The sequence below is a fragment of the Streptomyces sp. ALB3 genome, from assembly GCF_044385685.1.
In the GTDB taxonomy this organism is placed as follows: domain Bacteria; phylum Actinomycetota; class Actinomycetes; order Streptomycetales; family Streptomycetaceae; genus Streptomyces.
Genome location: NZ_JBISCE010000027.1, coordinates 77,366 through 96,085 on the forward strand (window position 1 = coordinate 77,366; position 18,720 = coordinate 96,085).

Genomic DNA, 18,720 nt, shown 5'->3' on the forward strand with positions numbered 1-18,720 from the left:
CTGTGACCAACGAACGAGGAGTTGACGTGAGCCAGTTCTACAAGTTGAGCGACCACACCCTGTGGGACCCGTCCAACGGGGCGTCCCGGCTGTTCATGAGCCAGGTCACCGTCTATCAAGCCGAAGTGGGTCTGCCATCCGGCATCGGCCCCATGGAAGCTGACGAGTGCCAGATCGACCCCATCGCATTCGCGGCCTTCGTCGACGCCCTGCTCGCCTGGCATGGCAGAACCAGGCACGCCATCATGGCCACCCTGTCCGAAGGCTTCGTTGCCACAGCGCTGGCCTTGGCTGAGAAAGCGAACATCGAGGTGAACTGGCAAGCGGCCGAGCGCGCCGAGGGTCACTATCTCAAGACTGCTTCGGATCCCCGTGCAAAGGAGTGGACAGCCGCACTGCAGCAGAAGTCGCACGAGCTCATCCGGCACATAGCGAGCTGAGGCTCGTCCGTCAGCACCCGCCTCAGGCTCGCAAGCGTTGCCCTGCGTGTACCGCGGGCCACACGACGTAGACCGAGGCCGGCTCGCCGGACATCTGGCGTCCGGGCATCTTGATCCGGTTGACGTGTCCTTCAACCACGCCGGAGCTCCAAGGACGGGTGAGGCCGGCGATGACGGCCAGCCGGTCGCGGTCGATGCCTTCGGCGAGCGCGTGGAGGCCGGGGCAGTTGTCTCGCCGGACCGGCATCAAGCCACTGCGGAAGCCGCTCGACCCGGCGCTCGGTGAGCATCCTGCCGACGGAGCGGACGCGGCCGGCGAGGCGTCCCGTGCAGGGCAGTGGATAAAGACGGGGGCTTGGACAGGCAGAGCCCGCGGTCGACAGGAGCGGTACCGCGGGTGGTGGCGTAGGCGGCGAAGACTCCGATCCGGGAGTCCCCCGTGCGGCCGGCGGGGCCGGAGTACCGCCGTTGCACCCGGCTGGGCTGATGCTCTCCTGGCGAGTTCGGTGTCATCCGCCCTGCCCCTGCCCCTGCAGCGGGACGCGGACGTGATCGAGCGCGTCGAGGCGCTCCCGCCCCGGCCGTGATCGCCACGAAGCCGCTCGGCAGGTGGACGGCCGGCTGGACGCCTTCTTCTGGTCCGATGGGCCTCCCGGACGCCGGAGCCGCAGCAGTGGGCGGGCGCATGCCGCCCGGGGCGAGGCAGGATCCCGGGGCCGTTGAACGAGCCATTCCGGTCGGTTTCTATGCTGATACTTTCCGCGCTCGAAAGGTTTATGTGATGGTCCTCTCTCTCCTTCGCGGCAGGCGATCCAAGGCGGCCTCCGGTGGTGGTGCGAGATTCGCTCTTCCCGTGCCGCCCGGGGCAGGAACCGTCACCTGCGAGGTCGTCGATCCCATGGGGCAGCCGCTCGGCGGCGCCGAGATCACGGTCACGTCCCAGAAGTCGGCCCGGACAGTGGCGAAGGGGACCACCGACCTGTTCGGCATGTTCGTCGCAGCTCTGCCCCCGGGTGATTACCGCCTGCTCATGACGGCCGAAGGCATGCAGCCGGCCAGCTGGGCTTTCGATATCGCCGAGGGCGAGACCCTGTCGATGGGCCGCGTGCAACTGGACGTTGCCCGGCAGCTCGAGCCCCCGGCCCCCGGCACCTGGCTCTTCGATCCTCCGCACACCGCGATCCGCTTCATCGCCAAGCACGTCGGCATGGCCAATGTGCACGGCCGTTTCACCGCCTTCGAAGGCGGTATCCGCATCGCGCCCTCCGTCGAGGACTCCCAGGTCGAGATACGCATCGATGCTTCGAGCATCACCACGGGCAACAAGACCAGGGACAACCATCTGCGGTCGGCCGACTTCCTCGACGTGGAGAACTACCCCTACCTCCATTTCGTCAGCAGGCGCTTCACCTACCGGGGCGGCAACAACTGGACCGTCCAGGGAGGGCTGACGATGCACGGGGTCAGCCGCTCCGTCTCCCTGGACACGCAGTATCTGGGCGCTGTCAACGGCGGCTACGGCGAGGAGCTGCGCTGTGCGGCCCGTGCCACCGCCGAGCTGCACCGCGAGGACTACACGTTGAACTGGCGCAACATGCTCGCCCGCGGCATCGCCATTGTGGGGCCCACGATTCAGCTGGAGCTCGACGTCCAGACGATGTTCCAGGGCCCCGACACCCCGACGCCTCCGGAGTGACGGCCGGTGAGGGCGCCCTGCCCCGGCGGGGGCACGTGGCGGGAGCGCCTGCCTCCTGACAGGGCCCGGAGTCACTACGACTGACTCCGGGCTCGCTCCGTCGACGTGCAGCGCTGTCGGCGGATGCCGGTCGGACAGGGCTGGCCAGCACCCGGGGGTACATGGCGTGCGATGCACGAGCGCCCGGCGGGTCGTCGTTTTCCGCACCCGTGGTCAGTGTGTGCCAGGTCGGACGGCGGGCGGTATGCGTCAGGTGACTGCCTTCCGCGACCGGTCGTGCGTCTACTCCTGGTGAGCGGCCTTTGTGAGGGGTCCCTCGATGAGGCCGCGGAGCTGGGAACGGGCGGTGATGCCCAGCTTGGGAAAGCTGCGGTACAGGTGTGAGCCGACCGTGCGGGGGGAGAGGAAGAGCTTCTCGCCGATCTCGCGGTTGGTCAGCCCGCCGGCGGCGAGTCCGACGATCTGCCGCTGTTGCGGGGAGAGTTCGGCGAGTGCGTCGGGGATCGTGGCCGTGGCGTCGAGGCCGGCGGCCCGCGCTTCGGCCCGGGTGCGCTCCATCCACGGGCGGGCGCCCAGGCGGCTGAAGGTCTCCAGCGCGTCCATGAGCGGCTTCCGCGCCTCCGTGATGCGTCGGCGGCGGCGCAGCCATTCGGCGAGGTCGAGCTGGGTCTGGGCGCGTTCGAAGGGCCAGTGCGCGAGGACCGGATCGGCCAGGGCGGCCCGGAAGTGCGGCTCGGCGTCCTCGGGTTCGGCCAGCAGGCCGCGGGCCCGGCTGATCAGCGCGCGCAGGCGAGGTGAGGCGTCGTCGGCGAGGGTGCGGGCCGCACGCTCGACGACCCCGGCGGCGTCGTCGCGCCGTCCACAGCGCGCGGCGGCGGCCGCCAGCTCAGCGAGGGCCGGGTAGGAGGCGTGGTAGTGCAAGGGCGCCCCCTCGGTCGTGAAGACCGAGCGGAGAAGCCCGTACGCGGTCTCGTAGGCACCGTCGGCGGCGGCCGCGGCGCCGAGGGCGCGCCGGGCGTAGACGAGGACCGAACGGCTTTCCAGCGGGTCGATGAGTGCGAGCGCCTCGTCGGCCCGGCTGCGGGCCTCTGTGGTGTCCCCCTGGTAGGCCAGCACGGTGGCGTCGACGGCGGCCGCACACGCCACGGCGTGGTCGAGGCCGGCCGTCAGCCCGACGGCGGTGGTGCGGGCGCAGGCCGCCCGGGCCTGGTCCCACCTTCCTCGTTCCGTGTAGGCCCAGGCGACGGCGCCGCCGAGCCCTTCCGGCAGCTGGCCCTGCGACTCCCAGTGGTCGAAGGCCTCGTCGAAGGCGCGGACCGCCTGCGGGGTCTCGTCCAGGAGCCACGCCATGATGCCGAAGGCAGTGAGCCGCTCCGGTTGCCGGCCGGCCCCGGCCGCCAACCGGGGAAGCAGGGAGACGAGCCGGTCGCGGTCGTCGAAGGGGTTCGACACGGCCTTCACCCAGATACGCATGTCCGTCGAGGAGGGGTCCTCGGCCAGGTGCCCCAGGAGCTCCTCGATGCGTCGGAGCTGGGTGTCCGCTCCGGAGTAGTAGCGCACCACGGCGGCGGCGGTCAGCAGGTCCAGCGCGGCCGCGGGACGGGAGACCGTCAGCTGCTCGCTGGCCTGGACCAGCCGCGAGAAGACCACGGTATGGCGGACCGTCAGTACCGCCAGCCGGCCGGCCTGGACGTCGGCGGACGCCAGCAGTGCCGGGTCGTCCGTGAGGGCACGGGCGGCAGCGGTGAGTTCTTCGACCCAGGCGAGGTCCCCGGTGGGCACGGCCGCCCCGGCTGCTCCGACCAGCAGCCGGGCGCTGTCCGCGCGCCGGGGGGCGAGGTCCGCCGCACGCTGGAGGGCATGGGCCGCCGCCGCGTGGCCGCTGCGGCGGCGGGCCCGGTCGGCGGTCCGCTCCAGCTCCGCCGACACCGCCGCGTCCGGGCCGGAACAGGCGGCGGCACGGTGCCAGGCACGCCGGTCCGGCTCGTCCCGCACCAACTCGGCCAGCGCGGCGTGCGCCTCCTGCCGCTCGCCCGCCGAAGCGGCGTGGTAGACGGCGGAACGGACCAGCGGGTGGCGGAACCGGAGGCCTTGGCCGGTCCGCCGGACCAGCCCGGCCCGCTCGGCGGGCAGCCAGAGGTCGTCGCCCGCGTCCGGCGGGCCGGCCGGGAACGCGATTCCCGCGTCGATCCCGTCCATCGCGGCCAACACCACCAGAGCCCGCCTCGCGGCGGCGGGAAGACCGGCCAGCCGAGCGGCGAAGATCCGCTCCAGATGATCGGGCAGCGGAAGGGGCCCCGTGAACGGAGATCCGACGCCCGGGGTCCGCGCGGCAGCCGCCCGCGCCAGTTCCACGAGCGCCAGCGGATTGCCACCCGCCTGGTCGAGAATCCGTGTCCTCATGAGGCCTGTGGGGGACGCCGGCTGCAGATCCAGCAGGTGGTTCGCCGCTTCGCCGTCCAGCGGTTCCAGGGCAATCACCGGCGTACGGCGGTCGAATCCCGGGAGGCGGTCCCGGTCGCGGGCCGTGACCACCATCGTGACGGGCTCGCCTTCCAGCCGCCTGGCGGCAAAGGACAGCGCGTCCAGGGACGCGCGGTCGAACCACTGCGCGTCGTCGAGCACCACCAACAAGGGCCTGGCGTCGCCCAGGGCCGAGAGCACGCTCAGCACGGCGAGTCCGATGAGCATCGGATCGGGTGCGCCTGTGGGTCCGGAGACGGCCGGTCCCGTGCCGAAGGCGCTGCGCAGGGCCGTACTCTGCCGCTCCGGCAGCCTGTCCACCTCGGCGTGAGCCCGCCTCAGCAACTGGTGCAGAGCCGAGAACACCAGGTCCGACTCAGACTCACTGCCCTCGGCGCGCAGCACCCGCACACCTCGCGCCTCGGCCCGGCGCACCACGCGGCCGAGCAGCGCGGTCTTCCCGACACCCGTATCGCCGACCAGCACCACCACCGGTTCGTCCGACGCCGGGTCCACGGCACGCAAGAGGCGTGACAACTCCGTGCCGCGGCCGACGAACGCCACGTCCTGGTCCGCTTCCGGCCCGACGCCGCCACCGGAGCCGGCTGTCTGCTCGTCCACGGGCTCTCCAGAAATCGTGGCTCTCCGGGCCACGAGCCTTTTCACTTGCCTGTCCCAGGTTACAAGCGTCCGGTTCCCGTGCCCGAGCCGTACGCACCGGTGCAGTCACGTGACGGATACCGCTCGGGCCCGGACCGTTCCTACGGTCTGGGGGAACGCCCTTCCCTACCCAAGGATCTCCCATGAACCACATCACACTCGGGAATGTCGACATCACACGGATATGGGAATACTTCGGCCCCGTCGGCATGACGCCCGACACCTTCTTCCCGGAGAGTCCGAAAGAGGTGTGGGACCAGAACACGTCATGGCTGGACCCACACTTCCTGGACGCGCGGAACAACGTCGTCAACTCGGCCATCCAGACCTGGCTGCTCCGCAGCGACGGCAGGACCATCCTCGTGGACACGGGCGTGGGCAACCACAAGGAACGCCCCTACGCGCCGGTCTGGAGCCATCTGAAGACGGACTTCCTGAGCAACCTCGCCCGGGCCGGCGTCACGCCCGAGGACGTGGACATCGTGATCAACACACATCTGCACATCGATCACGTCGGCTGGAACACGTACCTCGACGACCGGACCTGGGTGCCCACCTTCCCCAACGCCACCTACCTGATGCCGAAGGACGACTTCGACTACTGGAACCCGGCGAACGGCCACGAGCCGCTGCTCGGCCGCGGCAACCAGAATGTCTTCGAGGACAGCGTGGCGCCGGTGCACCAGGCCGGTCTGACCCAGTTGTGGGAACACGGCCACCGCATCGACGGCAGCCTCCGGCTGGACGCCGCTCCCGGACACACCCCCGGCTCCTCCGTGCTGACGCTGACGTCCGGGACGGACCGCGCGGTCTTCGTCGGCGACATGCTGCACAACCCGGTCCAGATCCTCGAACCGGACACCAACAGCTGCTTCTGCGAGGACCCGGCGGGCGCCCGCGTCACCCGCCGGAAGGTACTGGGCTGGGCCGCCGACAACAACGCGCTCGTCATCCCCGCACACCTGGGCGGTCACGGAGCCGCCGAGGTCATCCGCGAGGGCGACTCATTCGCCGTCAAGGGCTGGGCCCCCTTCGCCCCGTATTCCGGGCAGGCCTGAGAACCGCAAGGAGGAGATCACTGTGAACCACCGTCCCGAGCCCCTCGTCACCACGACCCAGGGTGTTGTCCGCGGCCTGCGCGGGGCCGACGCCCGCACCTTCCTCGGTATTCCCTACGCAGCGCCGCCCGTCGGCGCCGGCCGGTTCGCGTCGCCGCGGCCGCACGAGCCGTGGGACGGCGTCCGGGACGCCACGGTACCGGGACCCAACGCGCCGCAGTCCGAGCGGAAGCTCGGCAGCGTGGACATGGCCCCCTACTTCGGCGCCGGCTGGAGCCGGGGCGAGGACTACCTGACCGTCAACGTCTACGCACCGTCCACCGCGAGCGGTGACCTGCCCGTGATGGTGTTCGTCCACGGTGGCGGATTCGTCGCCGGATCGACCCGGTCCGCGATGTACGACGGCTCCGCCTTCGCCCGTGACGGCGTCGTCCTCGTCACCCTCAACTACCGGCTCGGCATCGCCGGGTTCCTGGACATCCCCGGCGCGCCCGCCAACCGCGGACTGCTCGACGTCGTCGCCGCGCTGCACTGGGTACGGGACAACATCGCTGCCTTCGGCGGCGATCCTCACCAGGTCACACTCTTCGGCCAGTCGGCCGGAGCGACCATCGTCGGCGGCGTCCTCGCCACCCCCGCCGCCCAGGGCCTCTTCCGCCGGGCCATCGTCCAGAGCGGCAGCGGCCTGGGGGCGTTCTCCCCTGAGCAGGCCGCCCGTGTCACACACGCGGCGGCGGAGGCTCTCGGCATCGCCCCCTACGTCGACGCCTTCGCGGAGGTCTCCGACGAGCGTCTGGTCGAGGTGGCCTCCGGGCTCGCGGGCATCGACCTGCGGACCGAGACACACTTCGATCCACTGATCGGCCTCAGCCCTTTCAGCCTGGTCCTCGAGACTCAGCCCGCCACGTCCGTCGCCGCCGGCCTCGGTGCCGACGTCGATCTGCTCGTGGGGACCAACTCCGAGGAGGGGCATCTCTACCTGGTTCCGGTGGGAAAGTTCGGCACCACGACCGCCGCCGACATCGACGACGTGGCGGTCCGTTCGCACCCCCACCCGACCCGGCTGGTCACGACCTACCGCACGACACGCCCCGAGGCATCCGAAGGGGAGCTGCGTTCGGCCCTCATGGGCGACGCGCTGTTCGGCGCGGGCAGCCGGGCCCTGGCGGGCGCCCACGCCGCCCATTCCCGGTCCACCACCTACGCCTACGAGTTCGCCTGGCGCTCCCAGGCCCTAGACGGACAGCTCGGCGCCACCCACGCGGTCGAACTGCCCTTCGTCTTCGATCTCACCCGTCTCGCCGCCCTGAACGGCCCCGCCGCTCTGCTCGGCCCCGCGCAGCCCCCCGCAGATCTCCCCACCCGCGTGCACGGGGCCTGGGTCCGCTTCGCCAGGACCGGCGACCCCGGCTGGGACCCCTACGACAGTGAGCGCAGGACCACCATGCGCATCGACGCCGACTGGACCCAGGTCCGCGATCCCCACCGCCGCGAACGTCAGGTATGGAGCTGACCGCTGGTGCTTCTCGAGCCTGCGCCCCCGCTTCGAGGAGAGCCATGACCGGAACCGTCGGTACGGGCGTGGTTCAGCTACGTGGAATTCAGGGCGGTGGGCCAGGCTGTCCCACAAGGCCGGCCACTGGTAGCAAAACCGTCCGGCCCAGTATTCTCATGCGCCCACACTGGGTCCGACCGCTGCTTCAGGCGGGGGTCGCACGCCCGCTCCTCCACCTTGAGCAATTGAGACCGTACCGACGGAGTCGCGGGTGAGCAGCCCAAGGACTGCTCGATGAACCCGGCCCACCAAAGCCACGCCGACCGCCCGTCCGTGCTGCGTCAGTCCTCCGAGGCGCCCATGGTCTCGAAGGTCCCGCGCATCAGCTGGTCGATGGTTCCCGGCTTGTCGGCCAGGGAGTCGAAGAGGTCCGCGAGCAGCCACAGGACGAAGCCGTGGACCATGGCCTCCTCCGGTGGGATCGTCCCGAACCGGTCGCGCCAGGCCACGGTGTCCATACCCATCGCGGCGGCCATGAGGACTCCGGTCACCATCGGCACCTGCTCCGGATCGGCCATCTCGAAGGAGGGCAGCCGACGGATCACGGCAGGGATGAGGTCGCTGAGCGGATCGAGCCGCTCCCCGCCCCCGGGCGGCTCAGCGATCAAATACCCGGTCAGCACCCCCACCAGGAACACCGTGCCCCGTGAGACCTCTTCGCGACCGACGGAGTCCATCACGGCCTTCACCCGCTGTTGCGCCTGCTGGCGCTCCTTGGCGGGCGTCCGCTTCTCCAGGACACGGTAGGTGTCCCACGCCGCACGGACCGCATCGTCCACCACTACGCCGTTGCTGTTCATGAAGGCGACCGTAGGCGAGAAAAAGGCGATACGCGAAGCGGCAACTGTCAGGCGGTGACCTTGCCGAAGATGTGGTTGGCGGGGGCCTCGGGGTCCTTTCCGTAGAAGAACTCCTCGAGTGCCCGGTGGAACTCGTCACGGTCCAGCCCGCCGGAACCATCGAGGTCCAGAGCGGCGAAAACGGCGGCGCAGTCCTCGCCGGGGACGGCGGCGACCGAGTCGAACATCTGCTGGAACTCGGCCTCGTCGATCTTGCCGTCTCCGTTGAGGTCGACGAGGTCGAAGAAGCAGTTGGTGACCGGCGCGATCTGCTGCGGGTAGAACGCGCGGTCGGTCAGGACACTTTTGAAGCCTTCGGTCATCTCCCGCACGTCGACCTTTCCGTCACCGTCCTGGTCCATCGGGGCGATGACGTTCGACCAGAACTGGTCCATTCCCGCGGTGAGCCGGCGGACGGTCTCGGCATCAGGGGTGGTCTCGCGGGCGCTGATGTAGCGCTCGCTCATCTTGCGGACGTCGTGCTGGGTGATGAACCCGTCCCCGTCGACATCGGCGCCCCTGAACCACTGGCCGTACTTGAGATCTTGAAGTGCAGTCATGAATACGTAACGTATTCACGCAGTCACGGTGAAGCAAACGCCGCAGTGGGGGCCAGGCGTCCGGTCAGACCTGCCGACCGGACGCCCGACGAGGCTGAGCACGTCTAACTCGGCCGTTGCCGCGTTGGCTTCGTTTCAGTGTTCGAGGTGTGGTGGCATGAAGGCGAGTACGTCCTCGACCGGTCCGTCGTAGACCTCGACGTCGACGAGAGCACTGTGCGCACTGGGTCCCTGGGACAGTCGCGAGCACCCGCGGTCCCCGGTAAGGGTGTTGGGGTTGCCGTGGCGGTCCAAGGTTCCGCTCAGGCCCGGCTGAGCCGGGTCCCACCATGCTCCGGTGGAAAGCTGGATGACGCCGGCCATGACGGCGTCCGACAGGATCGCGCCCGCCAGGCAGCTGCCTCGGTCGTTGAAGACGCGCACGATCATGCCGTTCCCGATGCCGCGCGATGCCGCATCTTGCGGGTTGATCGTTACGGGCTCGCGGCCCCGGATCTTTGACTTGAGGCTGTGGCCACCGTTGTCGTACTGGCTGTGCAGGCGTGAGGCAGGCTGATTCGAGATCAGGTGCAGGGGGAAGCGGTCCGCCAGGTCGGCGTGAAGCCACTCCTCGGGTTCGAACCATTTCGGATGTCCGGTGCAGTCGTCGTAACCGAACGAGTCGATCTCCTCGGAGAAGATCTCGATCCGGCCCGACGGCGTCGTCAGGGGGAAGCGCTGCGGATCGGAGCGCAGCGCTTCGAAGCTGCCAGGAAACGGCCCGCTGAGTGCCGGCAGTGCGACACCGGAGGCGCGTTCCCAGAAGTCGTCGAAGTCTGGCAGGGCCGCGTCGTCGCCGAGGTCCGCCCTGGTTCGGGCGTAGAGATGCCGGACCCATTCGATCTCACTTCGCCCCTGGGTGAAATCGCGCTCAAAACCGAGCCGGGCAGCCAAAGCGGCGAAGATCTGGTGGTCGGTGCGTCCCTCGCCGGCCGGCTCGCGGACCTTCGGCATCGCGACGAGGTGGGGGTCGGAGAACCCCGCGGCGAAGTCGTCACGTTCCAGGCTGGTCGCGACGGGAAGCACGATGTCGGCGAACTTGGCCGTGGTGTTCCACCAGGCCTCGTGGACCACCACCGTCTCAGGGCGCTGCCAGGCTCGGGTAAGGCGGTGAAGGTCCTGGTGGTGGTGGAACGGGTTTCCTCCGCACCAGTAGATCAGGCGTAGATCCGGCAGGGTCAGGAGCCGACCGTCGTAGTCGATCGTCGCGCCCGGGTCCAGCAGGGTGTCGGCGATCCGGGCGACCGGAATGAAGTCCGCGACGGGGTTCGCGACCCGCGGCATCGACGCCACAGACGGGCGGCCCGGGGCCACACCGGTCGCGTCCATCGTCGCGTAGCCCGCGCCCCAGCCGCAGCCGCGTCGGCCCAGCGAACCCGCCATGGCCGCCAGCACGACCGACATCCAGATCGGCTGCTCACCGTGGTCCGCCCGCTGTATGGCGTAGTTGACCATGATGAGGGAACGCTGTGTGCACAGGCGGAGGGCGAGATCGAGGATCGCGTCGCGGCTGATACCCGTGATCCTCGCGGCCCAGTCGGCGTCCTTGACCACGCCGTCCACGTCGCCGGTCAGGTAGGAGGCGAAGCGGTCGAACCCCTCGCAGCAGCGGGCGAGGAAGTCCTCGTCGTGCCAGTCGTTGACCAGCATCGTGTACGCGATGCCGAGCATCAGGGCGGTGTCGGTGTTGGGCACGACCGACAGCCACTCGGCATCGAGGAAGTCGGCGGTGTCACTGCGGATGGGGCTGACGTTGACGAACCGCACTCCGGCCTGACGGCAATTCCGCTGCAGGTCCCGCGTCCGGTGCCGGGCCAGCCCGCCAGGGTTGATCTGGCTGTTCTTCAGAGCCAGCCCTCCGAACGCCACCACGAGCTCACAGTTCTCGGCGATCTCGTCCCACATCGGCATCCGGGACTGGTAGCTCCACGGAGCTCCGCCGATCACATGCGGAAGGACGACCTCAAGAGCGGCGGTGCTGTACGTGTTGCGTGAGTCGGTGTAGCCCCCGCCCAACGCCAGGAACCGCTGGAGCTGTGCCTGCGCGTTGTGGAACCCGCCCGCACTCGCCCAGCCGTACGAACCGCCGAACACCGCGCCGTCCCCGTGCTGTGCGCGCACTCGCTCCAATTCCTCGCTCACCAGCGTGAGCGCTTCGTCCCAGCCGACCTCCACGAAGGCGTCTGCGCCTCTGGCCGTTTCATCGACGCGCGGCAAGCCTCTGAGCCACCCTCTACGCACCGCGGGACGCAGCACACGCGCCCTGTCCTCAGCAGCCGTCACCATGCCCGGGCCGATCGGCGACGGCGCGGGGTCGTCGCCCCGGGGCTCGATGCGTACCAGCTGCCCCGAGTCGACCACGGCGACGAAACTGCCCCAGTGCGTCGCCACCGGTATGCGTCGTTCCATCGCGCATCAACTCCATCCCTGAAGCCTCTTCGGGCTCTCGCACAATGGCCGCTCCGCTGCACCACAGGGGTCCCGCGTCAGTCAGCGGCCCGCACACAGGCTCCCCTTGGCGGATGTTGCCCAACCCTGACGGTGCGCACGACTCCCACCGCCGCCATGCAACCCGAGGCCGGAGCGCCTCTCTGCCGAACGCGACCTGACCGCCGTCCGACACAGCAGGACTGCCACGGCCACCGTCGAGGCCCGCAGGCACGGGCAACCGGCCTCGGACCGAGAACAACGCACCATCGAATCACGCCGTAGCGCGCAACAGCACACAGCCCTGGCCGGAGTGCGTTCGTCGGGCAGCGAACGCGTATCGGGACGGTTGCATGTACGAACCGCGCTCCTGGCTATCCATCGCCGCCCCACCGTCCATGATGGCGTTGTCCGACGACGCGCTGCGAGATATGCGCGACCGGGTCAGCCGGTCGTCGCTGCTCGACGACGTCGCCAATACGCGTAGGTCAGTACGGCGAGCATCGGCCCCCACAGGACCAGCGGAGCGTACGAGAGGTAGTAGTAGTACGTGCCCCATCCGCCGACCTCGCTCGGGAAGTCCCCCGGCAGCGGTTCGCCGTTGATCTTGGTGTTGGTGATCTCAGAGGCGACTGCGGCGACCGTGAACGCCAGCGTGAGGACCGTTGCCCCGACCGCGCCGGGGACCACCACGGCGGCAGTGGGCACCCGGCGGCCGCGCAACCGCGGTGCCCAGCGCGGGAACACCTCCCCCCAGCGCGCGACCAGGCCGACAGCCATGAACGCGAGGAGTTCGGACACCAGGGTCAGGCAGACCACATAGCTGTTCATCGCCCACTCCGGGAGCATGCCGCCACGTTTGTCGGCGGTGAACAGCACACCCAGTCGCCAGATCCCGGACGGGAGCACCACGAGCGGCACAGCGTATGCGACCCGCCGCGCCCATGGGGGCGCTCCCTCGGCGGGCTCATGAGCCGCCCGCCACCCGCGCCGCATGGCATCCCCGCGCCGCGGTCCGGGCGCCGGCGCGGGGGCTGTCCCGGTACCGTGTGTCGGCGACTTGGCCTGATACATCCCCGTACCTTCCGTTCGCGGGCCGGTGTCGGCCCGTCCCCCGAAAGGTCGCATTCGGCAGGGTGCGTACGCATCACTCCCGGGGCTGATCCTGCCTACCCCGCAGGGCTGACGAGTGAACGGGGTTACTACAGCGCCTACTTGGCAGGAGTTCACCTCTCCTGGCCGGACTCCGGCCTCGGTCCAGTCCCGCAGCCACCGCCAGGCGCCCCGGATACCGGCGAAGGCGAGGAAGCAACAGGGCCACACGATCCCACATATAAGCAGGCACGAAATCATCTGATACCCGCACAAGACTGCCGCCGACCCCGCCACGGCCCCTCTCCTCAGCGAGCTCATCCTGAAAGGACCAGGCAGCGCTCAAGCCAGCGAGGACGATCTCCTGAGAGTGTGCTTCACAGCCCCTCTTCCCTTGCGCGGCATGAGTGCTGGAGCATGCACGCATGAATCCGAACGCAACCGGACCGACCGCGGACGCGGCGGCCGCATACCTGACGGCGCTCCAGGAACGGCTGACCCGTGACGGCTGCACGGTGAACTCGCCGCAGTGGAAGGACCGTCCGGCGGTGATCGGCCACCGCGCCGACCGAAAGGCCCGCTGGTTCGGGACGAAGACCGAGGTGTTCGTCTTCGCGGCAGCCGTGCCCGAGATCGACTTAGTCACCCTGGCGGACTTCACCGGGTGGTCCATGAGCTATGCCAAGAGCCTGCGCAAAGGCATACCGGGAGCCCGCAACGCGGCCATGGTGCTCCCCGCGCTGATCAGCTCGCGTGTACAGCCCGAGGCGGCTCAGTGGGCCGCCCAGGACGCCCGGGTCGTCGGCGCGACATTGATCGGCCGGCCCCTCACGGTCGAGACCTGGCCGGACGGAGCGCGCGTCACGATGTACAGGGGCCAGGTCCCCATAGGCGGCCTGTTTACCAAGCACGTACTGGAGAAGGCGGCCTTGTACTTCAGCTGAGAGGACCTGACCGAGCCACGCAATCGCCTGCCCAGGCCCCTGCGCCGCATCCCGCGGCCCCTGTGCGGCTTACTGAGCGTTTCGGCACCTGCCCTACGCCGATCACAGAGGCGGCTCTTCCCTGGCCGTCCGCCCGGACAACCGATGGAGCCCGGTCAGCCTCCCAGGCAACCTGTGGGAGACCGGTGTCCCACCGCAGCGCCACTCGTCTGCGCACCGAAACCGGAGAGAAGCCTCCCCGGCGACCATGAACGGGGCAGACGACTGACCATGCCGGCATGACCCGGCCCAGAATCCGTGTCGCCGCATACGTCATCCGGGACCGCACCGTCCCCGATGTCGCGGGTGGCCCGGCGGGGCCTGTCCATCAGCTTGCGGACATCGGGGACTGTTCGAGCACCCCGCCGGGACCGGAGCCACGTCAAGGTCACCGTCGGGCGCCAGATCGCGTCGTCTGACACGTCTGTGTGGCGCGATCCATGGGACGGCCCCTGCTTCACGGCGGACCGGCTTGAAGGAGCCCGACACCAGGGCCGCAGCGTTGTCCCGACGACGCAGCCGCCCCGAGGCGAGGGCCGGCTACTGGGCCCTTGTTCCCTGGTTCTGTACGGAGCCGGCCCTGGTGGCTGTCAGGGTCCCGTTGGCGGCCGGCCCCTGCGGCACAGGCAGCACCTTTTCGCTCCTGCACATCAGCTGGACCTTGTCCGTCTTGGTCAGGGTCACCAGTCCCGTGGCGCTCAGCGACGCCTCGTTGTAGCCGCTGCCTCGGGGCGTCGCCATCGAGGGCCCCGCCGTGACGTAACAGCTCGCCTTGTCCGAGTAGACCACGTGGGCGGAACCGGTGAGGGTGTAGGTCCCCGCAGGAAGTGACAGGGCGACAACCTGAGTGCTGGCCGTACCGATCGAACTGACCGATGTGGCCGTGTAGACATCACCCGGCGCGGCGGCGGCCGCGAACAGTGCCTGTGCGCGGCCCCGGACACCTCAGGTGGTGTCAGTCCTTGCGCCCGGTCGCGGCCACGGTGACGCCGAGGCCGATCATCGTCAGCCCACCGATCCCACCGACCAGGGAGAGTCGGCGAGGCGAGCCGCCGAACCAGTTCCGCGCGGTACCTGCGACAAGGCCCCACACGCTGTCCGAAGCGGCCGCGATGGCGTTGAAGACCAGACCGAGCACGAGCATTTGCATCGCGACATGTCCCTGACTGCGGTCGACGAACTGCGGCAGCACGGCCGCGAAGAAGACGATGGTCTTGGGGTTCGACACACCCACGGCGAACCCCTCCCAGAACGTGCGCAGGCCGCCGTGCGCCGTCCCGCCATCGGTGAACGAGGCGTGCAGGGAACCACGCTCCCGCCAGGCCTTGACCCCGAGGTACACCAGGTAGGCCGCCCCCGCCAGCTTGAGCACCGTGAAGACGAGAACCGAGCGTTCCACGACGGACCCGATGCCCAAGCCGACGGCCACGATGAGCACGTAGGAGCCGAGCGTGTTGCCGACGACCGTGGTCAGTGCGGCACGGCGCCCCTGCGCCAGCGCCCGTCCGACCACGAAGAGCACGCTGGGGCCGGGGATGACGATCAGCAGAAACGACATGGCGGCGAAAGCGAGCAAGCGGTCGGTAGACACCATGAAGCTCATGCAAGCACGGGGTGGGTTCTCTCTTCCAGCTGTTTCTCGACCCGCCTCACGATCCGGACAGACCCGGCCAGGGAGAGAGCGAGGGCGTGGCAGTGCTGCTTGTCGGGCGGCACATGGCGAACCTCCGGCGGAAGGTATGGAACAACGGCGCGGTCATCGACGCACTGTCGCATCCGGACACCTCAGGGCCGCTGTCCGCACAGGCGGCGCTCACGCAACGGGTGGGGCCGGCCGGTGGTCGTGAAGCAGGATGTGCGGGCTTCGATCGCCGCGTCGAGGAGGGACCGGTCGGACGCCGCCCGGTTCGCCCCTGCCTTCGCGGAACTCGGCACGGACCGGGGAAGCCGAGGACGATCCCCCGGTCAGCCACTGACCGACCTCCTACGCCCTGACCGGACCCCGGAATTCTTGGTGACCCGGGGCCCGGTCCGTCGGACGCGAGTCGACCGGAGTTCCGGAAGAGGGCAGCGCCGAAGCCGGGCGTGCTTACTGCCGGGTGAAGTGCCACATCTGTGAGGTGGTTGCTGAATCGGGGTGGGGCAGTTCGCGAAGCGGTGCGTAGTTGTCGTCCCCGTACAAGCCTGTGACGGCGAGGTCCTCGTTCAGGAAGGGTGACAGGACCCAGCGTGCGGGGTTCTCGTCGGTGGACCTGAGGATCCACCACTGGGATTTGTTCGTCGTGCACGCGGCCAGGTACACCGAGGCCCCTGCCTCGCCTGTCCTGGCGTCGGCGCAGTTGCCGGTACGGGCGCTCTTCCAGTGGAAGACTCCGGGACGACCGTTCACCTGGTCGAACTGGAATGTGCGCGGGAAGGGATGGTCCTGCCGGTAGTAGACCTGCAGGAAGGTGCCGGCGTTGCCGACCGTGTCGTCGGGGACCAGATAGTTGGTATGGGCGTCGTTGGTGATGACGACAGGACCCGAGGGGACGGGGGCGGCGGTGGGTGCTGCCTGAGCGGGTCCGGTCAGAACAGCGGCGGAGAGAACGGCGGCCGCTGCAGCGGCCCAGCGTCGGATACTCATAAAGATGATCTTGACGGACCGGTTGTGTGCCGAACCGTTCCTTCTGGAAAAGATCACCCGATCGAGCCAGGTCATCCGCCCGCAGGGAGCCGGGCCGGGTGTCCGGCTCGGGAGCTCTCGACTGCGCGGAAGCGATCGTTGAGTGGGCCTCTTCGACGAGGCACCCTCGCCGGCCCCGAACTCGCCATTTCCCTCGACATCGTCACCGGGCCGCACATGCGCCGCATCCAACTACCGTGGGCCGGCACTGCGGCAGTCGTCACCGGGCAGCTGTGCCGTCAGGCCACGACGGCTCCGTCCGCGAGGAACTCCTCCACGTACTTCCGTGCCCGACGGTCGAATTCTGTGTACTGCGCCTCCCGCTCGGCGCCGGCGACCGCTTCGCCGACCAGCAGATTGCCCTCGGCGTCGATGCTCTGCGATCGCTCCTCCGCGTCCAGGAGCAGTCCGACGGTGGAACGGGAGAAGCCGCAGTAGTAGGCGATGCCGTCGCTGAGGTTCGTCTCGAGGACGGACTGCATCGACTCCGCGAAGGGGTCGTCGGTGGTGGCGCCGGCCAGGGCCAGCCACAGCATGCGCTTGCCCGCCAGCCGGGGCTTGCTGCGCCCGTAGGCGAACCCGTAGTTCCATACGCGGTCGATCCAGCCCTTGAGGACGGCCGGCACGCTCTGCCAGTACACCGGGAAGACTGCGACGACGACATCGGCGTCGAGTATCCGCCGCATGTGGGCCTGCGTCTCGTCCGCGTACGGCTTCTCCCGGTCGCCCCAGTCCGGCTGGTCCTCCACGTTCATCCGCGGGTCGAACCCCTCGGCGTGCAGGTCGAGCAGATCGACGCGGTATCCGGCGGTCTCGAGCTGGGCAGCCGCGCGGCGTGCGGTGTGGGCGGTGAGGGAATCGCTGCGATGGTGCGCGACGACCACGAGGGCTGTCCTGGTGTCACTGCTGAGCTGCGGCACGGTGTCTCCTGAAGGCTCGGTCTGTGCAGTGACTCCAGTACAACCGCGGCACCGTAGATGATCCATGGGAGAAACTCTCCAGCACATAGGAGATCGTCTACGATTGCCTTGTGGATCCCCTGAGTTCACTTCTGAGCGGCATCCGGGCCGAGGGCTCGGTCGTCAGCCATGCCGTCCTGACGGCGCCCTGGAGTATCACCTTCGCCGACGCCGCTCCGCTCACCATGGTCAGCGTGTTGCGCGGGGGCGGCACACTGCTGCTGTCCGACGGTACCGAGCGGGCGATCGCCGCGGGCGACACGGCCATCGTCCGGGGCCCCGCACGGTTCCGACTCGCGGACGAGCCTGCCACCGTGGGCCGCCCCCACACCGCCTACGAGATCCACTGCTTCGCCGCGGACGCCGTGTGCACGGGGCAGGAACTCGACGGCATCCACTGGGGCACCGGCCCGGAGAGAGCGACCGCGCTGATCGTGGGCGCCTACCGAGCCTCGGGGCACCGCCACGAACGGCTCCTGCGCGCACTGCCTCCCGTCCTGGTCGTCGCCGAGGACGCCGAGGTCTGCGCCTGGCTGGAGAACTCCGCCGCCGACGCCGCCCGGCTCTCCGCCGGTTCGCAGGCGCTGATGGACCGGCTTCTCGACTGGGCTCTCGTCTGCACGCTGCGCACCTGGTTCGACCGGGCGGGCGCCGATGCGCCCGACTGGTACCGCGGCCTCGCCGACCCGGTCCTCTCCCCCGCCCTGCACGCCTTCCACGGGCGGCCCGCCGAGAGCTGGACGGTCGCGTCTCTGGCCGCTCAAGCCGGCGTCTCACGGGCACTGTTCGCCAGGCGCTTCAGCGAGCTGATGGGCCGCCCGCCCCTCGCCTACCTCACCGAGTGCCGCATGGACGACGCCGAGGCACTCCTGGCCGACACCGATCTCACCATCGCCCAGATCGCCAAGAGCGTCGGCTACGCCGACGCCTTCGGCTTCAGCGCCGCCTTCAAACGTCACAAGGGCCTCAGCCCCAGCACCTTCCGCACCACGGCGGCATGAGTCACGGCACGCTGCCGCGTAGGCACGGTCACCCTCTGCCGCAGGGGGCGCCCTCCTCCCGCCGGGCCGCGAACGGCTGGATCACCGGCGCGCGGCCCTGGACAGCCCCTCCCGGGGATGCCGTCGTCGTGAGGCTGCAGACGAAATGACACGCCCGTAGCGGGCGCTTCCCCTGTCTCTCATCTCCCGAGACCCGGTGACGCGCGGTCAGGACGCACGCCGTTGCCGGCACGGTGCCCAGGTGGCTGGCGAGAAGGAAGTGCCCACCCTCGGGTATCAGGTG

General features: G+C 69.4%; 15 protein-coding genes and 2 pseudogenes. 6 read left to right on the top strand and 11 right to left on the bottom strand.

Translation table 11 applies throughout. The annotated features are described in order from the left end of the window. The first annotated feature begins 26 nt into the window (after positions 1-26). On the top strand, positions 27-440 hold the full coding sequence (locus ACHFIV_RS15500) for a DUF6086 family protein (RefSeq protein WP_398968426.1): 414 nt from the start codon (positions 27-29) through the stop codon (positions 438-440). A 22-nt stretch (positions 441-462) separates the two neighbouring features. Here ACHFIV_RS15500 and ACHFIV_RS15505 read toward each other — a convergent pair. Both ACHFIV_RS15505 and ACHFIV_RS33205 read right to left on the bottom strand, forming a co-directional pair. Next, positions 463-648, bottom strand: a pseudogene (locus tag ACHFIV_RS15505) (hypothetical protein); the annotation flags it as partial. 146 nt (positions 649-794) lie between these two features. Then, positions 795-914: pseudogene (locus ACHFIV_RS33205) on the bottom strand (IS701 family transposase); the annotation flags it as partial. A gap of 307 nt (positions 915-1,221) precedes the next feature. Here ACHFIV_RS33205 and ACHFIV_RS15510 point away from each other — a divergent pair. Continuing rightward, positions 1,222-2,136 carry a YceI family protein gene (locus ACHFIV_RS15510; RefSeq protein ID WP_398968428.1) on the top strand — a complete coding sequence of 305 codons (915 nt, stop codon included), beginning with the start codon at positions 1,222-1,224 and terminating at the stop codon, positions 2,134-2,136. Positions 2,137-2,418: 282 nt separating this feature from the next. Here ACHFIV_RS15510 and ACHFIV_RS15515 read toward each other — a convergent pair whose 3' ends face one another. Then, a complete protein-coding gene (locus ACHFIV_RS15515) occupies positions 2,419-5,220 on the bottom strand; it encodes a helix-turn-helix transcriptional regulator (RefSeq protein WP_398968431.1) in 2,802 nt (933 codons plus the stop codon). A gap of 182 nt (positions 5,221-5,402) precedes the next feature. On the opposite strand from ACHFIV_RS15515, the gene ACHFIV_RS15520 reads away from it, so the two are divergent. Beyond that, complete coding sequence (locus tag ACHFIV_RS15520) at positions 5,403-6,317, top strand: MBL fold metallo-hydrolase (protein WP_398968434.1); 915 nt, start codon at positions 5,403-5,405, stop codon at positions 6,315-6,317. 22 nt (positions 6,318-6,339) lie between these two features. Then, positions 6,340-7,830, top strand: coding sequence for a carboxylesterase/lipase family protein (locus tag ACHFIV_RS15525; RefSeq protein WP_398968436.1), 1,491 nt, complete (start codon positions 6,340-6,342; stop codon positions 7,828-7,830). A gap of 323 nt (positions 7,831-8,153) precedes the next feature. On the opposite strand, the gene ACHFIV_RS15530 is transcribed toward ACHFIV_RS15525, so the two are convergent. The 4 genes from ACHFIV_RS15530 to ACHFIV_RS15545 form a co-directional block, all read right to left on the bottom strand. Continuing rightward, positions 8,154-8,672: a hypothetical protein gene (locus tag ACHFIV_RS15530; protein ID WP_398968438.1), complete on the bottom strand. Its 519-nt coding sequence runs from the start codon at positions 8,670-8,672 to the stop codon at positions 8,154-8,156. Between the two features lie 47 nt (positions 8,673-8,719). Beyond that, positions 8,720-9,271: an EF-hand domain-containing protein gene (locus ACHFIV_RS15535; RefSeq protein ID WP_398968441.1), complete on the bottom strand. Its 552-nt coding sequence runs from the start codon at positions 9,269-9,271 to the stop codon at positions 8,720-8,722. A gap of 135 nt (positions 9,272-9,406) precedes the next feature. Further along, on the bottom strand, positions 9,407-11,719 hold the full coding sequence (locus tag ACHFIV_RS15540) for a molybdopterin-dependent oxidoreductase (protein ID WP_398968443.1): 2,313 nt from the start codon (positions 11,717-11,719) through the stop codon (positions 9,407-9,409). A 462-nt stretch (positions 11,720-12,181) separates the two neighbouring features. Beyond that, positions 12,182-12,649: a hypothetical protein gene (locus ACHFIV_RS15545; RefSeq protein ID WP_398968444.1), complete on the bottom strand. Its 468-nt coding sequence runs from the start codon at positions 12,647-12,649 to the stop codon at positions 12,182-12,184. 605 nt (positions 12,650-13,254) lie between these two features. Here ACHFIV_RS15545 and ACHFIV_RS15550 point away from each other — a divergent pair. Beyond that, entirely contained in the window at positions 13,255-13,773 is a 519-nt protein-coding gene (locus ACHFIV_RS15550; RefSeq protein WP_398968446.1) for a hypothetical protein, read from the top strand. Between the two features lie 579 nt (positions 13,774-14,352). Here the strand turns inward: ACHFIV_RS15550 and ACHFIV_RS15555 are convergent. The 4 genes from ACHFIV_RS15555 to ACHFIV_RS15570 form a co-directional block, all read right to left on the bottom strand. After that, a complete protein-coding gene (locus ACHFIV_RS15555; RefSeq protein ID WP_398968449.1) occupies positions 14,353-14,553 on the bottom strand; it encodes a hypothetical protein in 201 nt (66 codons plus the stop codon). A 214-nt stretch (positions 14,554-14,767) separates the two neighbouring features. Continuing rightward, positions 14,768-15,406, bottom strand: a complete 639-nt coding sequence (locus tag ACHFIV_RS15560; RefSeq protein ID WP_398968451.1) for a LysE family translocator — start codon at positions 15,404-15,406, stop codon at positions 14,768-14,770. A gap of 495 nt (positions 15,407-15,901) precedes the next feature. Continuing rightward, positions 15,902-16,438 carry an RICIN domain-containing protein gene (locus ACHFIV_RS15565; protein WP_398968454.1) on the bottom strand — a complete coding sequence of 179 codons (537 nt, stop codon included), beginning with the start codon at positions 16,436-16,438 and terminating at the stop codon, positions 15,902-15,904. Between the two features lie 278 nt (positions 16,439-16,716). Then, positions 16,717-17,397: an NAD(P)H oxidoreductase gene (locus tag ACHFIV_RS15570; RefSeq protein WP_398968457.1), complete on the bottom strand. Its 681-nt coding sequence runs from the start codon at positions 17,395-17,397 to the stop codon at positions 16,717-16,719. A 110-nt stretch (positions 17,398-17,507) separates the two neighbouring features. Here ACHFIV_RS15570 and ACHFIV_RS15575 point away from each other — a divergent pair, with 110 nt between their 5' ends. Then, the gene (locus ACHFIV_RS15575; protein WP_398968460.1) at positions 17,508-18,437 is read left to right on the top strand and encodes an AraC family transcriptional regulator; all 930 of its coding nucleotides are present in this window, start codon (positions 17,508-17,510) and stop codon (positions 18,435-18,437) included. The last annotated feature ends 283 nt before the right edge of the window (positions 18,438-18,720 follow it).